Source organism: Aeromonas sp. ZOR0002 (genome assembly GCF_963866995.1).
In the GTDB taxonomy this organism is placed as follows: Bacteria; Pseudomonadota; Gammaproteobacteria; order Enterobacterales; family Aeromonadaceae; genus Aeromonas; species Aeromonas caviae.
In genome coordinates, this window is record NZ_CAWMFQ010000042.1 from 14045 (window position 1) to 30896 (window position 16852).

The 16852-nt window shown below is 62.9% G+C and carries 17 protein-coding genes; 8 read left to right on the forward strand and 9 right to left on the reverse strand.

The window, feature by feature from the left end; translation table 11 throughout:
• The first annotated feature begins 26 nt into the window (after window positions 1-26).
• Entirely contained in the window at window positions 27-941 is a 915-nt protein-coding gene (locus tag AACR77_RS03150; RefSeq protein WP_039039491.1) for a DMT family transporter, read from the forward strand.
• Between the two features lie 35 nt (window positions 942-976).
• On the opposite strand, the gene envZ is transcribed toward AACR77_RS03150, so the two are convergent.
• Window positions 977-2287, reverse strand: coding sequence for a two-component system sensor histidine kinase EnvZ (envZ, locus tag AACR77_RS03155; RefSeq protein ID WP_010672557.1), 1311 nt, complete (start codon window positions 2285-2287; stop codon window positions 977-979).
• On the reverse strand, window positions 2284-3003 hold the full coding sequence (gene ompR, locus AACR77_RS03160) for an osmolarity response regulator transcription factor OmpR (protein ID WP_010672556.1): 720 nt from the start codon (window positions 3001-3003) through the stop codon (window positions 2284-2286). The genes envZ and ompR overlap by 4 nt, the downstream gene beginning before the upstream one ends.
• A 202-nt stretch (window positions 3004-3205) precedes the next feature.
• Between ompR and greB the strand changes: the two genes are divergently transcribed.
• Together greB and AACR77_RS03170 are read left to right on the forward strand one after the other, a co-directional pair.
• Window positions 3206-3679: a transcription elongation factor GreB gene (gene greB / locus AACR77_RS03165; RefSeq protein WP_039039492.1), complete on the forward strand. Its 474-nt coding sequence runs from the start codon at window positions 3206-3208 to the stop codon at window positions 3677-3679.
• Window positions 3680-3946: 267 nt separating this feature from the next.
• The gene (locus tag AACR77_RS03170) at window positions 3947-6253 is read left to right on the forward strand and encodes a Tex family protein (protein ID WP_042877960.1); all 2307 of its coding nucleotides are present in this window, start codon (window positions 3947-3949) and stop codon (window positions 6251-6253) included.
• A 58-nt stretch (window positions 6254-6311) separates the two neighbouring features.
• Here AACR77_RS03170 and AACR77_RS03175 read toward each other — a convergent pair whose 3' ends face one another.
• The 3 genes from AACR77_RS03175 to bioH form a co-directional block, all read right to left on the reverse strand.
• The gene (locus tag AACR77_RS03175; RefSeq protein WP_042877962.1) at window positions 6312-7073 is read right to left on the reverse strand and encodes a putative metalloprotease CJM1_0395 family protein; all 762 of its coding nucleotides are present in this window, start codon (window positions 7071-7073) and stop codon (window positions 6312-6314) included.
• 1 nt (window position 7074) lies between these two features.
• On the reverse strand, window positions 7075-7308 hold the full coding sequence (locus AACR77_RS03180; protein ID WP_010672552.1) for a hypothetical protein: 234 nt from the start codon (window positions 7306-7308) through the stop codon (window positions 7075-7077).
• 72 nt (window positions 7309-7380) lie between these two features.
• On the reverse strand, window positions 7381-8145 hold the full coding sequence (gene bioH, locus AACR77_RS03185) for a pimeloyl-ACP methyl ester esterase BioH (protein ID WP_010672551.1): 765 nt from the start codon (window positions 8143-8145) through the stop codon (window positions 7381-7383).
• Window positions 8146-8183: 38 nt separating this feature from the next.
• Here bioH and AACR77_RS03190 point away from each other — a divergent pair, with 38 nt between their 5' ends.
• Both AACR77_RS03190 and nfuA read left to right on the forward strand, forming a co-directional pair.
• On the forward strand, window positions 8184-8912 hold the full coding sequence (locus AACR77_RS03190) for a ComF family protein (protein ID WP_042877964.1): 729 nt from the start codon (window positions 8184-8186) through the stop codon (window positions 8910-8912).
• A gap of 148 nt (window positions 8913-9060) precedes the next feature.
• Window positions 9061-9639, forward strand: a complete 579-nt coding sequence (gene nfuA, locus AACR77_RS03195; RefSeq protein ID WP_010672549.1) for a Fe-S biogenesis protein NfuA — start codon at window positions 9061-9063, stop codon at window positions 9637-9639.
• A gap of 72 nt (window positions 9640-9711) precedes the next feature.
• Here nfuA and gpsA read toward each other — a convergent pair whose 3' ends face one another.
• Genes gpsA through AACR77_RS03210 form a run of 3 tightly spaced genes read right to left on the reverse strand, consistent with a single transcriptional unit; the run spans window position 9712 to window position 11668 of the window.
• Window positions 9712-10716, reverse strand: coding sequence for an NAD(P)H-dependent glycerol-3-phosphate dehydrogenase (gpsA, locus tag AACR77_RS03200; protein ID WP_041212174.1), 1005 nt, complete (start codon window positions 10714-10716; stop codon window positions 9712-9714).
• 2 nt (window positions 10717-10718) lie between these two features.
• Window positions 10719-11189: a protein-export chaperone SecB gene (gene secB / locus AACR77_RS03205; RefSeq protein WP_010672547.1), complete on the reverse strand. Its 471-nt coding sequence runs from the start codon at window positions 11187-11189 to the stop codon at window positions 10719-10721.
• A 47-nt stretch (window positions 11190-11236) separates the two neighbouring features.
• Window positions 11237-11668: a rhodanese-like domain-containing protein gene (locus tag AACR77_RS03210; RefSeq protein ID WP_010672546.1), complete on the reverse strand. Its 432-nt coding sequence runs from the start codon at window positions 11666-11668 to the stop codon at window positions 11237-11239.
• Between the two features lie 348 nt (window positions 11669-12016).
• Between AACR77_RS03210 and gpmM the strand changes: the two genes are divergently transcribed.
• Complete coding sequence (gpmM, locus tag AACR77_RS03215; RefSeq protein ID WP_039039496.1) at window positions 12017-13546, forward strand: 2,3-bisphosphoglycerate-independent phosphoglycerate mutase; 1530 nt, start codon at window positions 12017-12019, stop codon at window positions 13544-13546.
• A gap of 9 nt (window positions 13547-13555) precedes the next feature.
• Entirely contained in the window at window positions 13556-14959 is a 1404-nt protein-coding gene (locus AACR77_RS03220) for a peptidoglycan DD-metalloendopeptidase family protein (RefSeq protein ID WP_042877966.1), read from the forward strand.
• A gap of 205 nt (window positions 14960-15164) precedes the next feature.
• On the opposite strand, the gene AACR77_RS03225 is transcribed toward AACR77_RS03220, so the two are convergent.
• Entirely contained in the window at window positions 15165-15815 is a 651-nt protein-coding gene (locus tag AACR77_RS03225) for a Qnr family pentapeptide repeat protein (protein WP_042877968.1), read from the reverse strand.
• Between the two features lie 88 nt (window positions 15816-15903).
• Between AACR77_RS03225 and AACR77_RS03230 the strand changes: the two genes are divergently transcribed.
• Window positions 15904-16852 (forward strand): LacI family DNA-binding transcriptional regulator (locus AACR77_RS03230; RefSeq protein ID WP_042877969.1); only part of this gene is annotated, 949 nt, incomplete at its 3' end.

Genomic DNA, 16852 nt, shown 5'->3' on the forward strand with positions numbered 1-16852 from the left:
TCGCCCCTGTCTGCGGAACCCATCCCATGCTCAAGAATCAGAAGAAAGCCTACCAGTACGGGCTCTGTGCCGTCGCCCTCTGGTCCACGGTGGCCAGCGCCTTCAAGATCTCCCTCGCCTACTTTGAACCGGTACAGCTGCTGCTGGTCGCGGCCTGTACCTCGACCCTGACCCTGGGGTGCATCGTGGCCTGTCAGGGCAAACTGCCGCTACTGCTCGACTACATCAAGCGTCGCCCCCTCTACTACCTCGCTCTCGGGGTCCTGAACCCCTTTCTCTATTACCTGCTGCTGTTCAAGGCATATGATCTGCTGCCCGCCCAGCAGGCGCAGACTCTCAACTACACCTGGGCCATCACCCTCAGCCTGCTGGCCGTTCCCTTCCTCGGTCAAAAGCTGCGCCGCCGCGATGGCGTCGCCATCGTGCTCGGCTATTTCGGCGCCCTGGTGATCGCCACCAGGGGGGACGTGTTCGGTCTGCAGTTCGACAGCCCCCTCGGCGTCACGCTGGCGCTGGTGTCGACCCTGATCTGGGCCGGTTACTGGATCCTCAACACCCGCAATCAGGGGGATCCCGTCGTCAGCCTGCTGCTCGGCTTCCTCATCAGCCTGCCCTTCATCATCGTGGCGACCTGGTTGCTCTCGGACTTTGCCATGACTGCCTGGCAGGGATGGGCTGGCGCCATCTATGTGGGGCTGTTCGAGATGGGTTTCGGTTTCGTGCTCTGGCTGATGGCCCTGCGCCACGCCACCAACACGGCCCCCATCAGCAACCTTATCTTCATCTCGCCGTTTGCCTCTCTGGTGCTGCTCAACCTGTTGATCGGCGAAACCATTCACCCGGCAACCCCCATCGGGCTGGTTCTCATCGTCGCCGCCCTGCTTATCCAGCAACTCAAATATGGCAAGCGCTACCGCAAGGTGAGCGACCCCCACCCCTGACAGACAAAGGGCGTATCCCTCGATACGCCCTGCTTTCAATCCATCCACTCCAGCGGCTGGTTCTTGGGTAGCCGGATCTCCACCTGCAAGCCCCCCAGTTCGGAGCGCCCCAGCCTGATGGTGCCGTGATGCTGGGAGACTATCTTGGCAACGATGGCCAGCCCCAGCCCACTCCCGCCACCGGTGCGCGCCACATTGCCCTGGGTGAAGGGCTTGAGCACCCGGGAGTAGTCCTCTTCTGCGATCCCCGGGCCATTGTCGGAGAGTCGCAGCCGCACCCAGTGGCCATCATCCCTGAGCTCGGCCTGCAACCGGGTCGCGCCATAGCGCAGGGAGTTGCCCGACAGATTGTTGAGGATACGGCGAATGCTGATGGGATGGCAGGCCACACGCACCGCCTCCTCCGGCAGGAGCAGCTCCACTTCCAGTCCCTGATCGGTCTGCATCAGCAACGCATCGTGAATGAGCTGGGTCAGGTCGACGGGCCGGGCATCGAGCCCCTCGTTCGGGCGAATGTAGTCGATGAACTGATCGATGATGCCGTTCGACTCATCGATGTCCGCATTGATGCTCTCCTTGAGGTACTCATCCCCGGAGGACATCATCTCGGTCGCGAGACGAATACGGGTAAGAGGGGTGCGCAAATCGTGGGATACCCCGGCCATCATCAGGTTGCGCTCCTCGATCAGCCCCTTGATGGAGCTCGACATGTGGTTGAAGGTGCGGGTCAGGCGGCGCACCTCCCGCGAGCCCTGCTCCCCCAGGGCATCGGGAAAGTTGCCGCGCGCTACCGCCACGGCCCCCGCTTCCAGATCCTCCAGCGGCCGCACCAGCTGACGGGCAAAACGCCAGGCCGCAAACAGGGTCACAACCAGCAAGACGCTCATATAGAGGATGAGCGGTTCGATGTCGTCATCTTCAATTTCCGTCAGGGGAATACGCACCCACATCTGGCTGGCCTGGGGAGGCTGGATCCAGATGATGTAGTGATCCTGGATTTCAACCCTGACCCTGGTATCCCCTTTCAATTCGCGGCTGATGCTCTGCTCCAGATAGGGGTAGGGCTTGGAATCATTCAGCCCGTGCTGCTCCGCCTCGCTCTGGGTATAGATGTCGCTGCCAGTGGTCACATAGACCAGCGCCTCGGCATCTTCACTGAGCGCCAGCTGGTTGTTGTCCACCGGGAAGATGAGTTTGACCTGGTTTGCCAGCAGGTGGCTGATCTGCTTGACGGTCGGCGCCAGCAGGTAGTTGTAGAAGGTAACGTAGGAGACGACTTGATAGACCACCAGCACGGCAGCCAGAAACCAGAGCATGCGGGAGAACATGCTGCCCACTTTCTTCATGCGTTCTCACCGTCCGGTACGAACACATACCCCAGACCCCAGACGGTCTGCAGATAGCGAGGCTGGGCCGGGTCCTGTTCCAGCAGGCGGCGCAGGCGGGAGACCTGCACGTCGATGCTGCGCTCGGTGGCCGTGTACTCGCGACCACGGGCCAGGTTCATCAGCTTGTCACGGGAGAGCGGTTCGCGAGGATGACTCACCAGCACCTTGAGCACAGCGAACTCCCCGCTGGTCAGGGCAACCGGTTCGCCATCACGGCTCAGTTCACGGGTCGCCAGATTGAGCTGGTAGGCCCCGAAACTCACCATCTTCTCCGCCGCGGAAGGGGCGCCGGGCAGCTCCACGGTATGGCGGCGCAGCACGGCGCGGATCCGGGCCAGCAGCTCACGGGGGTTGAACGGTTTGGGCAGATAATCGTCGGCCCCCATCTCCAGACCGACGATGCGATCAACCTCGTCTCCCTTGGCGGTGAGCATCAAGACGGGGATCTGGTTGCCGGCCTCGCGCAGGCGGCGGCAGATGGAGAGGCCATCTTCCCCCGGCAGCATCAGATCAAGCACCATCAGGCTGAAGTTTTCACGCGTCAGCAGGCGATCGGCCTGCTCCCCGTTGGCAACACCTCGCACTACAAACCCCTGCTCGGTGAGGTAGCGCTCCAGCAAGGAACGCAGTTTCAGATCGTCGTCCACCACCAGGACCTTGTATTGCTGACTCATTGCCACCTCTCTTCTCTGTCTCCCCTCATACTAGAGCCGCCCCCTGCAACCACAAAGCATAAATATGTTACCGGTTATTGCCCTCATTCGGCCCCGGAGCCGGGAAGGATGGATGACCAGCTCCGCTTTTTGCTCGACAGGGCGGCGACAATGACTAAGATCCCGGGCAACCGGATGCAATTGGCGAGGGAGTGATAACCCCATGAAAACCAAACTCATTACCCGTGAAGGCTACACCAGGCTCCGGCAGGAGCACGACATGCTCTGGCGGGAGGAGAGGCCCGATGTCACCAAAAAAGTGGCCTGGGCAGCGAGCCTGGGTGATCGCAGCGAGAATGCCGATTACCAGTACAACAAGAAACGCCTGCGGGAGATCGACCGCCGGGTTCGCTACCTGCGCAAGTGCCTGGAAGAGCTGACCATAGTCGACTACTCCCCCTCCCAGGAGGGCAAGGTCTTCTTCGGCGCCTGGGTCGAGGTGGAAAACGACGAGGGTGAGACCAAGCGCTTTCGCATCGTCGGCTATGACGAGATCTTCGGCCGCAAGGATTACATCTCCATCGACTCCCCCATGGCCCGTGCCCTGCTCAAGAAAGAGGTGGGCGATGAAGCCATGGTTCAAACGCCAGTGGGTGACGCCTGCTGGTACATCAATGAGATCAGCTATCCCAAATAAGCCAGGCCGAGCCTCACTGCCAAATCGGCTGACAAGGCCAGGAGAGACCGAGCATGTCCGCCCACCGGGTATGAGAAACGTCATTTCTGCCGGGGTGGCATCCCGCTGCCCGACCCCATATAGTGCTCACACTCGGCGCCTTGCGGCGCCAACCGGCCCGCGCGGCAGTGGTCCGGCTGGTACCTTGAGTACCGCCAGGACAGACCCCTGCCCGGCGACATCGCCTCGCGCCTGCCCGTTGACCAGGACCCGACCAAGAGACCCTCGATGCAAAGCCACGTAATAGAACATCAGATTGCCGGTGAGCTGAATGCCCGCCCGGAGCAGGTGCAGGCCGCCGTTCGCCTGCTGGACGAAGGTGCCACCGTCCCCTTCATCGCCCGTTATCGCAAAGAGGTGACCGGCGGTCTGGACGACAGCCAGCTGCGTACCCTGGAGAGTCGCCTCGGCTACCTGCGTGAACTGGCGGATCGCCGCCAGGTGATCCTGCGCTCCATCGAAGAGCAGGGCAAACTGACCACCGAGCTGGCCCGCGAGCTGAACGACGCCGACAGCAAGACCCGGCTGGAAGACCTCTACCTCCCCTACAAGCCCAAGCGCCGCACCAAGGGGCAGATGGCCATCGAAGCGGGGTTGGAGCCACTGGCCGACCTGCTGCTGAGCGACCCGCTGAAAGATCCCGAGCAGGAGGCGGTTCGCTTCCTCAATGCCGAGCAGGGGATCACCGACGGCAAGGCCGCCCTCGACGGTGCCCGCTATATCCTGATGGAGCGCTTCGCCGAGCAGGCCGACCTGCTGGAGAAGCTGCGGGACTACCTGTGGCACAACGCCACCCTGCGCGCTCGCGTGGTGGCCGGCAAGGAGCAGGAAGGGGCCAAGTTCAAGGATTACTTCGAACATGACGAACCCCTGCACAAGGCCCCCTCCCACCGGGTGCTGGCCATGTTGCGCGGCCGCAACGAGGGGATCCTCAACCTGGCGCTGGTCGCCGGCGACGATGAGGGTGCCAGCCCCTGCGAAGGGATCATCGCCCATCACCTCAGACTCAACCTGCAACACCGCCCGGCCGACAAGTGGCTGCAGGGGGTGGTGAGCTGGACCTGGAAGATCAAGCTCTCCCTGCAGATGGAAACCGAGCTGATCGGCCGCATCCGCGAATCGGCAGAAGACGAGGCGATCAAGGTGTTCGCCATGAACCTCAAGGATCTGCTGATGGCAGCGCCGGCCGGCATGCGCTGCACCATGGGGCTGGATCCCGGCATCCGCACCGGGGTCAAGGTGGCGGTGGTGGATGCCACCGGCAAGCTGGTCGATCACGCGACCATCTATCCGTTCGAACCCAAACGCCAGGTTGACCAGAGTCTCAAGACCCTGAGCGAGCTGTGCCAGAAGCACAAGGTCGAGCTCATCAGCATCGGCAACGGCACCGCATCCCGGGAAACCGACCGCCTGGTGAGCGATCTGTTCGAGCGCTACCCGGCCGCCAAGGCACAGAAGATAGTAGTGAGTGAAGCGGGGGCATCGGTCTACTCCGCCTCCGAGCTCGCCTCCCAGGAATTCCCGGATCTCGACGTCTCCATTCGCGGTGCCGTCTCCATCGCCCGCCGGTTGCAGGATCCCCTGGCCGAGCTGGTCAAGATCGATCCCAAGAGCATAGGTGTCGGCCAGTACCAGCACGATGTCGGCCAGAGCCAGCTGGCCCGCCGCCTCGACGCGGTGGTCGAGGATTGCGTGAACGCGGTGGGGGTGGATGTGAATACCGCCTCGGTCGCCCTGCTCAACCGGGTTTCCGGCCTCTCCCAGACCCTGGCCCAGAACATCGTCGCCTACCGCGACGATAACGGCGCCTTCAAGAGTCGTCAGCAGTTGCTGAAAGTTGGCCGACTCGGGCCCAAGGCATTCGAGCAATGCGCCGGCTTCCTGCGCATTCGGGGCGGCAGCAACCCGCTGGACGGCTCGGCGGTGCACCCGGAATCCTACCCGGTGGTGGAGCGGATCCTCGCCAAGCTGGAGCAGACCGTGGACAGCCTGCTCGGCAACAGCAGCCTGCTGCGCACCCTCAAGCCCACCGACTACACCGACGAGCAGTTCGGGGTGCCTACCGTCACCGACATCATTGGCGAGCTGGACAAGCCCGGCCGCGACCCGCGTCCCGAGTTCAAGACCGCCACCTTCAAGGAAGGGGTGGAGAAAATCAGCGATCTGGTGCCCGAGATGGTGCTGGAGGGTGTGGTCACCAACGTCACCAACTTCGGCGCCTTCGTCGACATCGGCGTCCATCAGGACGGGCTGGTGCACATCAGCTCCCTGACCGATCGCTTCGTGAAAGATCCCCGCGAGGTGGTCAAGGCCGGTGACATCGTCCGGGTCAAGGTGCTGGAAGTCGACGTACCGCGCAAACGCATCAGTCTGACCATGCGTCTGGATGAAAAAGCCGGCCAGCCTGCACGCAAACCGGCCGAGCCGCGTCACACAGGCAACGCCCGACCTAAACAGGCGCCCCGTCAGAGCGCTTCGACCGAGGGTGCCATGGGCAACGCCTTCGCGGCTGCCCTGTCGAAACTGAAGAAATAAGCCCCCAGAATGCAAAAAAGCCCCGAAAGGGGCTTTTTCATGCCTGCACGGAGCGGGATCAAACGTCCTGACTCAGGCTATGCGGGGAGGCTGGCCTCACCGCTTGCTGATAGTGCCTGGCAATCACCTGGTTTCGATTGTCCATATAAGCACCGAGCGGGCCTGTGGTTTCCTGCCTGAGGGTCATCAGATCCTTGCGGGCCTGTGCCTCCTTGCCAGAGGCGGCACGGGCCACACTCAGGTCTTGTGACGATGGTTCATCGGGAGCCAGTGCAGCGGCACGCACCTGCTGCATCTTGGCGATGGTCGCGGCGGGATCCCCGGGAATGGTCCCCATGTCGATGACCACCTCCCCCCCGGTGGCATAACGCTTGCCATCCGGCCCACGGGAAAACTGGTAGGTAGGGCTCCCCGCATGCTCGCCGCCGGCTGCCTGGTGCGCCTGCTCGTGCTTGCGAACTTCGAGATCCCGCTCGACCAGCGCAGCCACCTGACGCTGCTGCTTTTGCTGCTCCTGCTGTTCACCCTCCTGACGTTGTCGACGCTCCCCCTCCTCCCCCGTTGCCTCGACAAAACGGTGCGCCACCATCACGGGGCCAGTCTGGCTGTTCTCTTTCGTGGACGAGGATGGGGCGGCGGGATTGGCCTGGGCGGCCCGGGCTCTCTCTTTCTGGGAACCGACGCCGGACTCGGCGTTGGACGCTTCGCTCTGGCGGCTGGGGGGTACCAGTTCTGCGCGGCGGTTGTCAGTCTGTGCCGATTCCGTCTGCGGCTGCAGTTGATTCGGAATGATGGTCGGCAGACTGACGTTGATGTTCATGTCACACCCGGATATCGATCAGTGTGCCCAGCATGTCGCTGGCCGTCTGGATCACCTTGGCGGATGCCCCGGCATGCAGCTCGGCCACCTTGAGATTCACCAGTTCATCCGGCAACTGCACCTGATCACCCGCTGGCGTATTGAGACGGGCGATCTGGCTGGACGCCTGGCCAGCCAACTGCTCGGCCCGTTGGAACCCCTGCACGCCCGCCGTCATGGCTGATTCGATACGCATTGGCACACTCCTCTGTAGGGTTGGCTAATTATCCACCAACCTGACGAGTTATTGAAGCCTGCCGCTCAAATCTCAGTCAATGAACCGCCGCAGGAGGGTGATGAACTGCTCTGGATGGGAGATGAAGGGAGCATGGGATGCCTTCTCCAGCACCAGACTGTGGCTGGCAGGGTAGCGCGCATCCAGCAAGGGAATGGCGGCCTTCGGCACAAGGGTATCCAGCCTGCCGTAAAGACGCAGCCAGGGCAGATCCAGGCCGATCAGTTCATCCCGCAGATCGACCTCGGCCAGCAGGCCCAGACCCGCCTCCAGGGCCGCAAGCCGGGGAGCGGGTCGCTCCGCCAGCCAGTGACGCAACTGGCGAATGTCGTTTCTGGCGTGCTCGCTGCCCATGGCCTGAATCGCGAGGAAGCGCTCTATGGTCTGCATGAAGTCGCCGGCCAGCATCTGGTTGAACCCCGCCAGCACCTTGGGGGCAATCCCGGGCCACTCGTCGCGGGCCATGAAGCAGGGAGAACTGGCTACGGTAATGAGAGAGTGAAGGCGTTCAGGCATGGTCAGCGCCAACTGACTCGCCACCAGACCACCGAGGGACCAGCCGAGCAGATGGCATTTTTCAGGCAATATGGCCGCCACCTGCTCTGCCAGCCAGGGCAGGGTGTAGTCTGTCCCTGCTTGCAGGGGGCTGTTGCCAAAGCCGGGCAGGTCCACCAGATGCAGCCGATAGTGGGCAGCCAGTTCTTGGGCAATACCATGCCAGACGGCCCCGTTCATGCCCCAGCCATGCAACAACACCAGGTCCGGGCCCTGGCCAAACCGCTCAACCGATACGCTCATCTAGACTCAAGATCCCTGTTTATCTGCTTGGAGCCTGCATGTTAAAGCGGCTGCTCGCCAAAGCAAGTCCGATCCTTGGCACCCAGTCCGACTGGCTCGGTCTGTGCCTGCTCTGTCGCCAACCCTGTGATGACACGCCCTTGTTGTGCTCCTGGTGTCGCCACGCCCAGCGCCAACACGACAGACGATGCCTGATGTGTGCAGCACCGCTGCCGGAGCAACATCGCGAGAGCGAACTGCTGTGCGGTCGCTGCCAGCGCAGACCCTCCCCCTGGGAGCGTTTGCAGGTGATCGGCGACTATCAGGCACCTTATGCCCAACTCATCCCCCGGCTGAAGTATTCCGGTCAGATCCTGCTCGCGCCGCTGCTTGCCCGCCTGCTGGCAGATCATCTGGATCTCGCCAACCCGCCACAGGTCATCATTCCGGTTCCCCTGCACTGGTGGCGCCAGTGGTGGCGCGGCTTCAATCAGGCAGAAGAAATCGGCCATGCCCTGAGCGCACTCACCGGCATTCCTTGCGACACCCGCGTACTGCGCCGGACAAGGTCGACCCCGCAACAGACCCGGCTCAGTGCCGGCCAGCGGCGACGCAATCTGCGTGGCGCCTTCGAAATGGCACCTCACCACTACCGGCATGTGGCACTGCTCGATGATGTGGTCACCACGGGCGCCACCGCAGGTCAGCTCACCCGGTTGCTTCATGAGCACGGCGTCACCACGGTAGAGGTGTGGGCCATCTGCCGTACCCTCCGACACCTGAAATAACCGGGCAGGGATCCGGCCCGGGAGTCCGCTGGCGGCATGATTCCGATACGCCCGGGCTCACAGGCTCGCCATCGGCACGCTACCCAAGCCCCGCCAAGCGAGTTATCATGAATACCCTAGTCGTACACTCAGGTTTATGAGGATAGTGATGATCAGCATTTCCGACACCGCCCAGGCCCACTTCCGCAAGTTGCTGGAGAAGCAGCCTGATGGCACCAACATCCGGGTGTTTGTGGTCAATCCGGGAACCCAGAATGCCGAGTGCGGCGTATCCTATTGCCCACCCGACGCGGTCGATCCGGAAGATCAGCACCTGCCCTTCAGCGGCTTCGACTGCCTGGTCGATCCCCTGAGCGCCCCCTTCCTGGTGGATGCCACCATCGACTTCGTCACCGATCAGATGGGCTCTCAGCTCACCCTGAAAGCCCCCAACGCCAAGATGCGCAAGGTGGCCGACGACGCCCCGCTGATCGACCGCATCGAGTACGTGTTGATGTCCGAGGTGAACCCCATGCTGGCCGGTCACGGCGGCAAGGTCACCCTGGTCGAGCTGACCGACGACAAACTGGCCATCCTGCAGTTTGGCGGCGGTTGCAACGGTTGCTCCATGGTCGACTACACCCTGAAAGAGGGGATCGAGAAGCAGCTGCTGGAGAAATTCCCGGGCGAGCTCAACGGCGTCAAGGATGCCACCGAGCACCAGCGCGGCGACCACTCCTACTACTGATTTGCCCCCTTGCGGCAAAGAAAAGGCCCCGCCAGTTGGCGGGGCCTTTTGCATGCTGCGGCTGGCAGAAGATCACTCGTCCTTCTTGTCTCGCGACAGCAGGGCGATGGCTGCCTCTTTCGGATTCTTGCCTTCGTACAGCACCTTGAAGATCTGTTCGCAGATGGGCATCTCGACGCCGCAACGGGCCGCCAGCAGATGCACTTCCTTGGTGTTGCGATAGCCTTCCACCACCTGGCCTATCTCGGCCATGGCGGTGTCAACCGACTTGCCCGCTCCCAGCGCCAGACCGAAACGGCGGTTGCGCGACTGGTTGTCGGTACAGGTCAGCACCAGATCCCCGAGCCCCGCCATCCCCATGAAGGTCTTGGCGTCGGCCCCGAGGGCGGCGCCCAGACGCTGCATCTCCACCAGACCCCGGGTGATGAGCGCGGTTCTGGCATTGGCGCCAAAGCCGAGTCCGTCAGAGAGACCGGCACCGATGGCGATGACGTTCTTGACCGCCCCGCCCAGCTGCAGACCGATGAAGTCCGGATTGGTATAGACCCGGAACGAGCGGCCGCAGTGCAGCAGGTGGGAGAGATCGTCGGCAAAGTCGTCGTGGGTCGAGGCCACCGAGATGGCGGTCGGCAGACCGGCAGCCAGCTCGCGGGCGAAGGTCGGGCCCGAGATGACCGCCAGTGGAATGGCATCCCCCAGCACCTCCCGCGCCACCTCTTGCAGCAGACGGCCGCTGTCCGGCTCCAGCCCCTTGGTGGCCCAGGCGATCCGGGTATCCGGGCGCAGGAAGGGTTTGACCCGGGCCAGTACCTGGCCGAACACATGGCTCGGCACCACCAGCAGCAGCACGGGAGCGGCTTGCACCGCCGTCTGCAGATCCGACGTCAGTTGCAGATCGGCCGGGAAGGGGACATCCGGCAAGAATGCCTTGTTGCAGCGATCCTGTTCCAGCTCGGCGACATGGGCAGGGTCGTGACCCCACAGCAGGGTCGGATGACCGTTGCGCGCCAGAGAAATGGCAAGGGCGGAGCCATAAGACCCCGCCCCCAGGACCGAGATTGCGATCTGGTCGGCCATTATCAGGCTTCCGCAGTCGCCTGCTGGGCCTGTACCTGCGCCATGTGCTGGGCGAACAGGGCGTCGAAGTTGACCGGTGCCAGGTTCAGCTGCGGGAAGGAACCCTTGCTCACCAGGTTGGATACCGCTTCGCGGGCATACGGGAACAGGATGTTCGGGCAGAAGGCCGCCAGGCAGTGGGCCAGTTGCGGCTCAGGCAGGTTGCCGATGGTGAAGATGCCGGCTTGCTGCACTTCGCACAGGAAGGCGGTCTCGGTTTCCAGCTTGCAGGTGACAGTCAGGGTCAGCACCACTTCATAGACGCTGTCGGCCAGGACATTGGTCTTGGTGTCCATGTCCAGCTTGACGTCCGGCTGCCACTCTTTCTGGAAGATGTGCGGGGTATTCGGGGCTTCGAAGGAGACATCCTTGGTGTAGACACGCTGGATGTGGAATTCCGGTTGCACTTCCTGGTTGTTGATTTCGTCAGCCATTTCGTTTGATTCCTTTTTAAGATAATGAGTGGGCGCAGGCCCTTAAATCAGCGTTTTTTGGTCACCGGCAGATTGTCTGCACGCCATTGGGCCATGCCACCGCTGAGCACATACACCTGCTTGAAACCGGCCTTGCTCAGTTGGCGACCCGCGCCACCAGCGGTCATCCCCGACTCGCACACCACTATGATGGGGGCATCCTTGTGCTTTTCAACCGGGCCCAGATTATTCGCCTGGATCTGGGCGAGCGGCAGGTGATGGGCCCCGGCCAGATGGCCCTTGGCAAATTCATCCTGACTGCGAATGTCCACGACGGTGGCATTTTCACGGTTGATAAGCAGGGTAGCGGCGTGGTTGTTGACCGCCTTCACCGGAGAAAAACGAGCACGCACAGTGGTATACACCAGGGTGCCTGCCAAGCCCAACCAGGCTGCGGTCAGCAGCGGATTGCGGGCCGCGAAATCCAAATACTCTTGCATCTTCTACTATCCAGGGACCAAGACAAGGGCCCGAGTATACATGGGGCCCTGCATAAGATCAGCCATCTTGGCGGCAAAGCGAGAGCAAGCTCCCATCAGGGATGGCTGCCGATTCTTCCTCCTCCAACCGGGCCGAACGAGAGGATGCGCCATGCCGAAAAGAGGGGGAAAACAGAGGAAAACCCGCCGAGGCAGACAAGCCGGCAACATGCCTAAAACAGCGGGATAACAGTTAAAAAGCGAGGCTGGAGAGGGACTTGGCTATCAGGTGACTATTTCGGCAGATGTAGTAATATTACGCTAGTTTCACTTCCCGCAATTCATTCCTATCCGAGAGGACATAGCCTTATGTCAACAGCTAAGAAACCGCTGGTTCTGGTCATTATGGACGGTTGGGGCTACAGCACCAAGCAAGAGTACAACGCCGTTGCTGCTGCCAAGACCCCCAATCTGGATCGCCTGGCCCGTGACTACACCAGCACCCTGATCTCCGGCTCCGGCCTGGACGTGGGTCTGCCGGACGGCCAGATGGGCAACTCCGAAGTGGGCCACACCAACATCGGTGCCGGTCGCGTCGTCTATCAGGAGCTGACCCGCATCTCCAAGGACATCCAGGACGGCGACTTCTTCCAGAACGTCGAGCTGGCCAAGGCTGTCGACGCTGCCGTGACCAAGGGCAAGGCCGTGCACATCATGGGGCTGATGTCCCCGGGTGGCGTACACAGCCACGAAGAGCACATCATGGGCATGATCGAGATGGCCGCCAAGCGTGGCGCCGAGCAGATCTACTTCCACGCCTTCCTGGATGGCCGCGACGTCCCGCCGCGCAGTGCCCAGTCCTCCATCGAGCTGTTCGACGCCCTGTTTGCCCGACTGGGCAAGGGTCGTTTCGCCTCCATGATCGGTCGTTACTACGCCATGGACCGCGACAACCGCTGGGATCGCGTGCAGCAGGCCTATGACCTGATGACCCAGGGCAAGGGCGAATTCACCGCCGACAACGCCACCGACGCGCTGGCCGCCGCCTATGCCCGCGACGAGAACGACGAGTTCGTCAAAGCCACCCGCATCGGCGACGCTGTACCGATGATCGACGGCGATGCGCTGATCTTCATGAACTTCCGTGCCGACCGCGCCCGCGAAATCACCCGCGCCTTCGTCGATACCGACTTCACCGGCTTCGCCCGCACCGCCACCCCGGCCCTGCACTTCGTGATGCTGACCGAATACGCGGCCGACATCAAAACCGCCTGTGCCTATCCGCCCACCGCCCTGGTCAATACCCTGGGTGAGTGGCTGGCCAAGCAGGGCAAGACCCAGCTGCGCATCTCCGAGACCGAGAAGTACGCCCACGTCACCTTCTTCTTCAACGGTGGCGAAGAGGCCTGCTTCAGCGGCGAAGATCGCGAAATCGTGGCGAGCCCGAAAGTGGCTACCTATGACCTGCAGCCGGAGATGAGCTCCGAAGAGCTGACCGACAAGCTGGTTGCGGCCATCAAGAGCGGCAAGTACGACGTCATCATCTGCAACTACCCGAACGGCGACATGGTCGGTCACACCGGCGTGTTCGATGCGGCCGTCAAAGCCTGTGAAGCGGTCGACCACTGTATCGGTCGCGTCACCGACGCCCTGGCGGAAGTGGGTGGCGAGTGCCTCATCACCGCCGACCATGGCAACGCCGAGAAGATGATGGACGAAGAGACTGGTCAGGCCCACACCGCCCACACCAATCTGCCGGTTCCCCTCATCTACTTCGGTCGTAAAGCCGAGGTCGCCGAAGGTGGCAAACTGTCCGACCTGGCCCCCACCATGCTGACCCTGATGGGTCTGCCGGTGCCGCCGGAAATGACTGGCAAGCCCCTGATGATTCTGAAATAATCCTGCCCCATGCGGGGATGCGAAATTATTTCACAGAAAACCAGTCGCGTCGGCCTGTTGGCCGGCGCGCTGTTTTTTTGCCTGATCGGCGGTACCGGCACAGCCCAGGCTGCGAACCAGCAGCTGGGGGCCATGCAGTCCCAGATCAAGGAACAGCAACAGACCCTCAAGCTCAGCAAGCAGGAGCTTGCCAAGCTCAACACCCAGCTCAAGGCTGACGAGCAGGCCATTTCGGCTGCCGCCGCCAAACTCGAGCAGACCATACAGCAACTCCGGCAGAACCAGCAGAAGCTGGCGTCCCTGCAGCAGGACAAGCTGGCACTGGAGCAACAAGCCAAACACCAGAAGCAGTTGCTGGCCAAGCAGGCGGAAAGCGCCTTCCAGGCGGGCAACCACGATTACCTCAAACTGCTGCTCAACCAGCAGGATCCGGCCAAACTGAGCCGCGCCCTCGACTATTTCGACTACCTCAACAAGGCCCGTATCGAGGCCATTGAAGCCCTGCGCGCCACCCGTGACAAGCTGGCCAAGAACCAGCAGGCCACCAGGGAGACCGAGAACCGCCTCCAGACCCTGCTCGGCGAGCAGCAGGAACATCACCAGAGCCTGCTGGCCAGCCAGCAGAGCCGTGCCAAGGTGCGCAACCAGTTGCAGCAATCGGTGCAGGCCGACGAGCAGAAGCTCGACAAACTGGTCAAGGCGGAGAAGGCGCTCAAGGCGCGGCTGGAAGAGCTGCGTCGTCAGCAGGAAGAAAAGGAACGCCGCGAACGGGCCGAGCGGGAGCGCCTCGCCAAGATCAAGGCCGAGCAGGAGCGCCAGCGCCGTCTGGAGGCCCAGCGCCTGGCAGCCGAACAGAAACGCATCGAGGAGCAGCAGCGGATCGCGGCCCAGCAGCGCCAGGTCGGCGAACAGCAGCGGCTGGCGGCCCAGCAGCAGCGCGTCGCCGAACAACAGGCCAAGGTGGCGCAGCAGCAAGCTGCTGCCCGCAACAGCGCCAAGGCAAGCAGCAACGGCTACGGCGGTCTGAGCACGGGTGGCAACCTGCGCTGGCCGGTGCAGGGCCCCATCCTCATCTCCTACGGCTCGCCGCGTACCGCCGAGCTGAAGTGGAAGGGCACCCTGATCGGCGCCAGCGAAGGGACCCAGGTCAAGGCGGTGGCACCGGGCCAGGTGGTCTACGCCGACTGGCTCGACGGCTTCGGCATGCTGCTGGTCATCGACCACGGCAAGGGCTACATGAGCCTCTACGGCCACAACCAGTCGCTGCTGCGCCAGGTGGGACAAAAGGTGGAGCAGGGTGAGCCCGTGGCCCTGGTCGGCGACAGCGGCGGACAGGAGCGCTCCGGCCTCTACTTCGAGATCCGCTATCAGGGCGAGGCCATCAACCCGACCAAGTGGCTGGCCAGACGCTAAGCCCGCCTTGGCGGTGCCCGATCGGAGTCCGCTACCTCATCCCCAGCCCTTCTCCCGCGAGGGGAGCAGGGAGCAAAAGACAGCAACACCGCGTCGTTTACCACTTCACCTGACAAAAAGTCTGCATCGCACAGACTTTTGCTTGCCAGGGGGGGCACCACACCGCCCGCCCCGATGATGAAAACTTACCTCTTTTCCACCCCGCTCAGGGGAAGACCACCAGCCCGATCTGCTCCAGCAGCCCCTGCTGCTGATCTTCATTGATCTGCACCCCGGCGAGGTTGACCCGGCGCAGATCCAGACCGGGCAGATCGCACTGGCGCAGATCGCACCCTTGCAGGTTGAAGCTGGTCCAGTCGATTTGCCCGAACTCGGAGCCGCTGAGATCCGAGCCCACCAGGGAGGCGCCCAGCAGGTTGGCCCCCTGCCAGCGGTTGCCGGCAAGCTCGCACCGCTCCAGCAGGCAGCTTTCGAAGTTGGCGTAGCTGAAGTTGTTGCCGGTGAGGTGGGCCTCGCAGAAGTAGCTTTTGGCGGTGATCCGGTTGGCGAAGCTGGCATGGGCGAAGTTGATCCCCATGGCCTGGCAGTCGCGCATCTCCAGCCCAAGACACTGGCTGCGGCCGAAGTCCGCCAGGGTGAGATCGCAGCGCAGGAAGCTCGCCTCCCTCAGATCGCAGCCCTGAAACAGGCATCCCAGCTCCCGTTCCCTGTCATAGAAGCTGCAGTCGACGAAGCGGCTCTCCCCGAGATCGAGCCAGGAGAAGTGACAGCCGATGAAGCGGCACCCCTGGAACTGCTCCCCCTCCACCTCCTGCTGCTCGAAGTGGACCCCCTCGAAACACCTGCCCTTGATCATCCCCTGCCCCCTGTTGATGGCGTCATATGCTGACATTGCCGTGCAAAAACGGTAATGTTACGTGTAACATTTTTTGCCGGATCCCCAGATGAACGACACCCGCAAGCGCCGCCCTACCCTGCAGGACATTGCCGACCTGACCGGTGTCACCAAGATGACCGTCAGCCGCTACCTGCGCGACCCGTCCGCCGTGGCCGAAGGGACCCGCGAGCGCATCGCCGCCGCGGTGGAGGAGCTCGGCTACATCCCGAACCGGGCGCCGGACATGCTGTCGAACGCCACCAGCAAGGCGATCGGCATCCTGATCCCCTCCCTCTCCAACCAGGTCTTCTCGGCGGTGATCCACGGCATCGAGGCGGTGACCCGGCCCGCCGGCTACCAGACCCTGCTCGCCCACTACGGCTACAGCCCGGAGCGGGAGGAGGAGCAGGTCGCCTCGCTCCTCTCCTACAACGTGGACGGGCTCATCCTCTCGGACACCCAGCACACCGAGCGCACCCGCAAGATGATCGCCACCGCCGGCATCCCGGTGGTGGAGACCATGGATCTGCCCCTCTCCCCCATCGACATGGTGGTGGGCATGGATCACCGGGCCGCCGCCCGGGCCATGGTAACAGAGATGCTGCGCCGGGGACGGCGCAAGGTGATCTACCTCGGCGCCCGGCTCGACGTGCGCACCCAGTTGCGAATGGAAGGCTACTACCAGGCGATGGCCGATTTCGGTCTGACCGGCCAGCACCTGCTGACGGAGCAATCCTCCAGCTTCACCCTGGGGGGAGAGCTGCTGGCCCAGGCCATGGCGCGCTTCCCCGATCTCGACGGCCTGTTCTGCACCAATGACGACCTGGCGGTGGGGGCCCTGCTGCAATGCCAGGCCAGGTGGATCCCGGTACCCCAGCAGGTGGCCATCGCCGGCAGCAACGCCCTCGACATCGGCCACGCCATGACCCCCAAGCTCGCCAGCATCGTCACCCCCCGCGAGACCATAGGTCGCGAAGCCGCCATCATGCTGCTGGCCCGCCTCGGCGGCCAGCCGC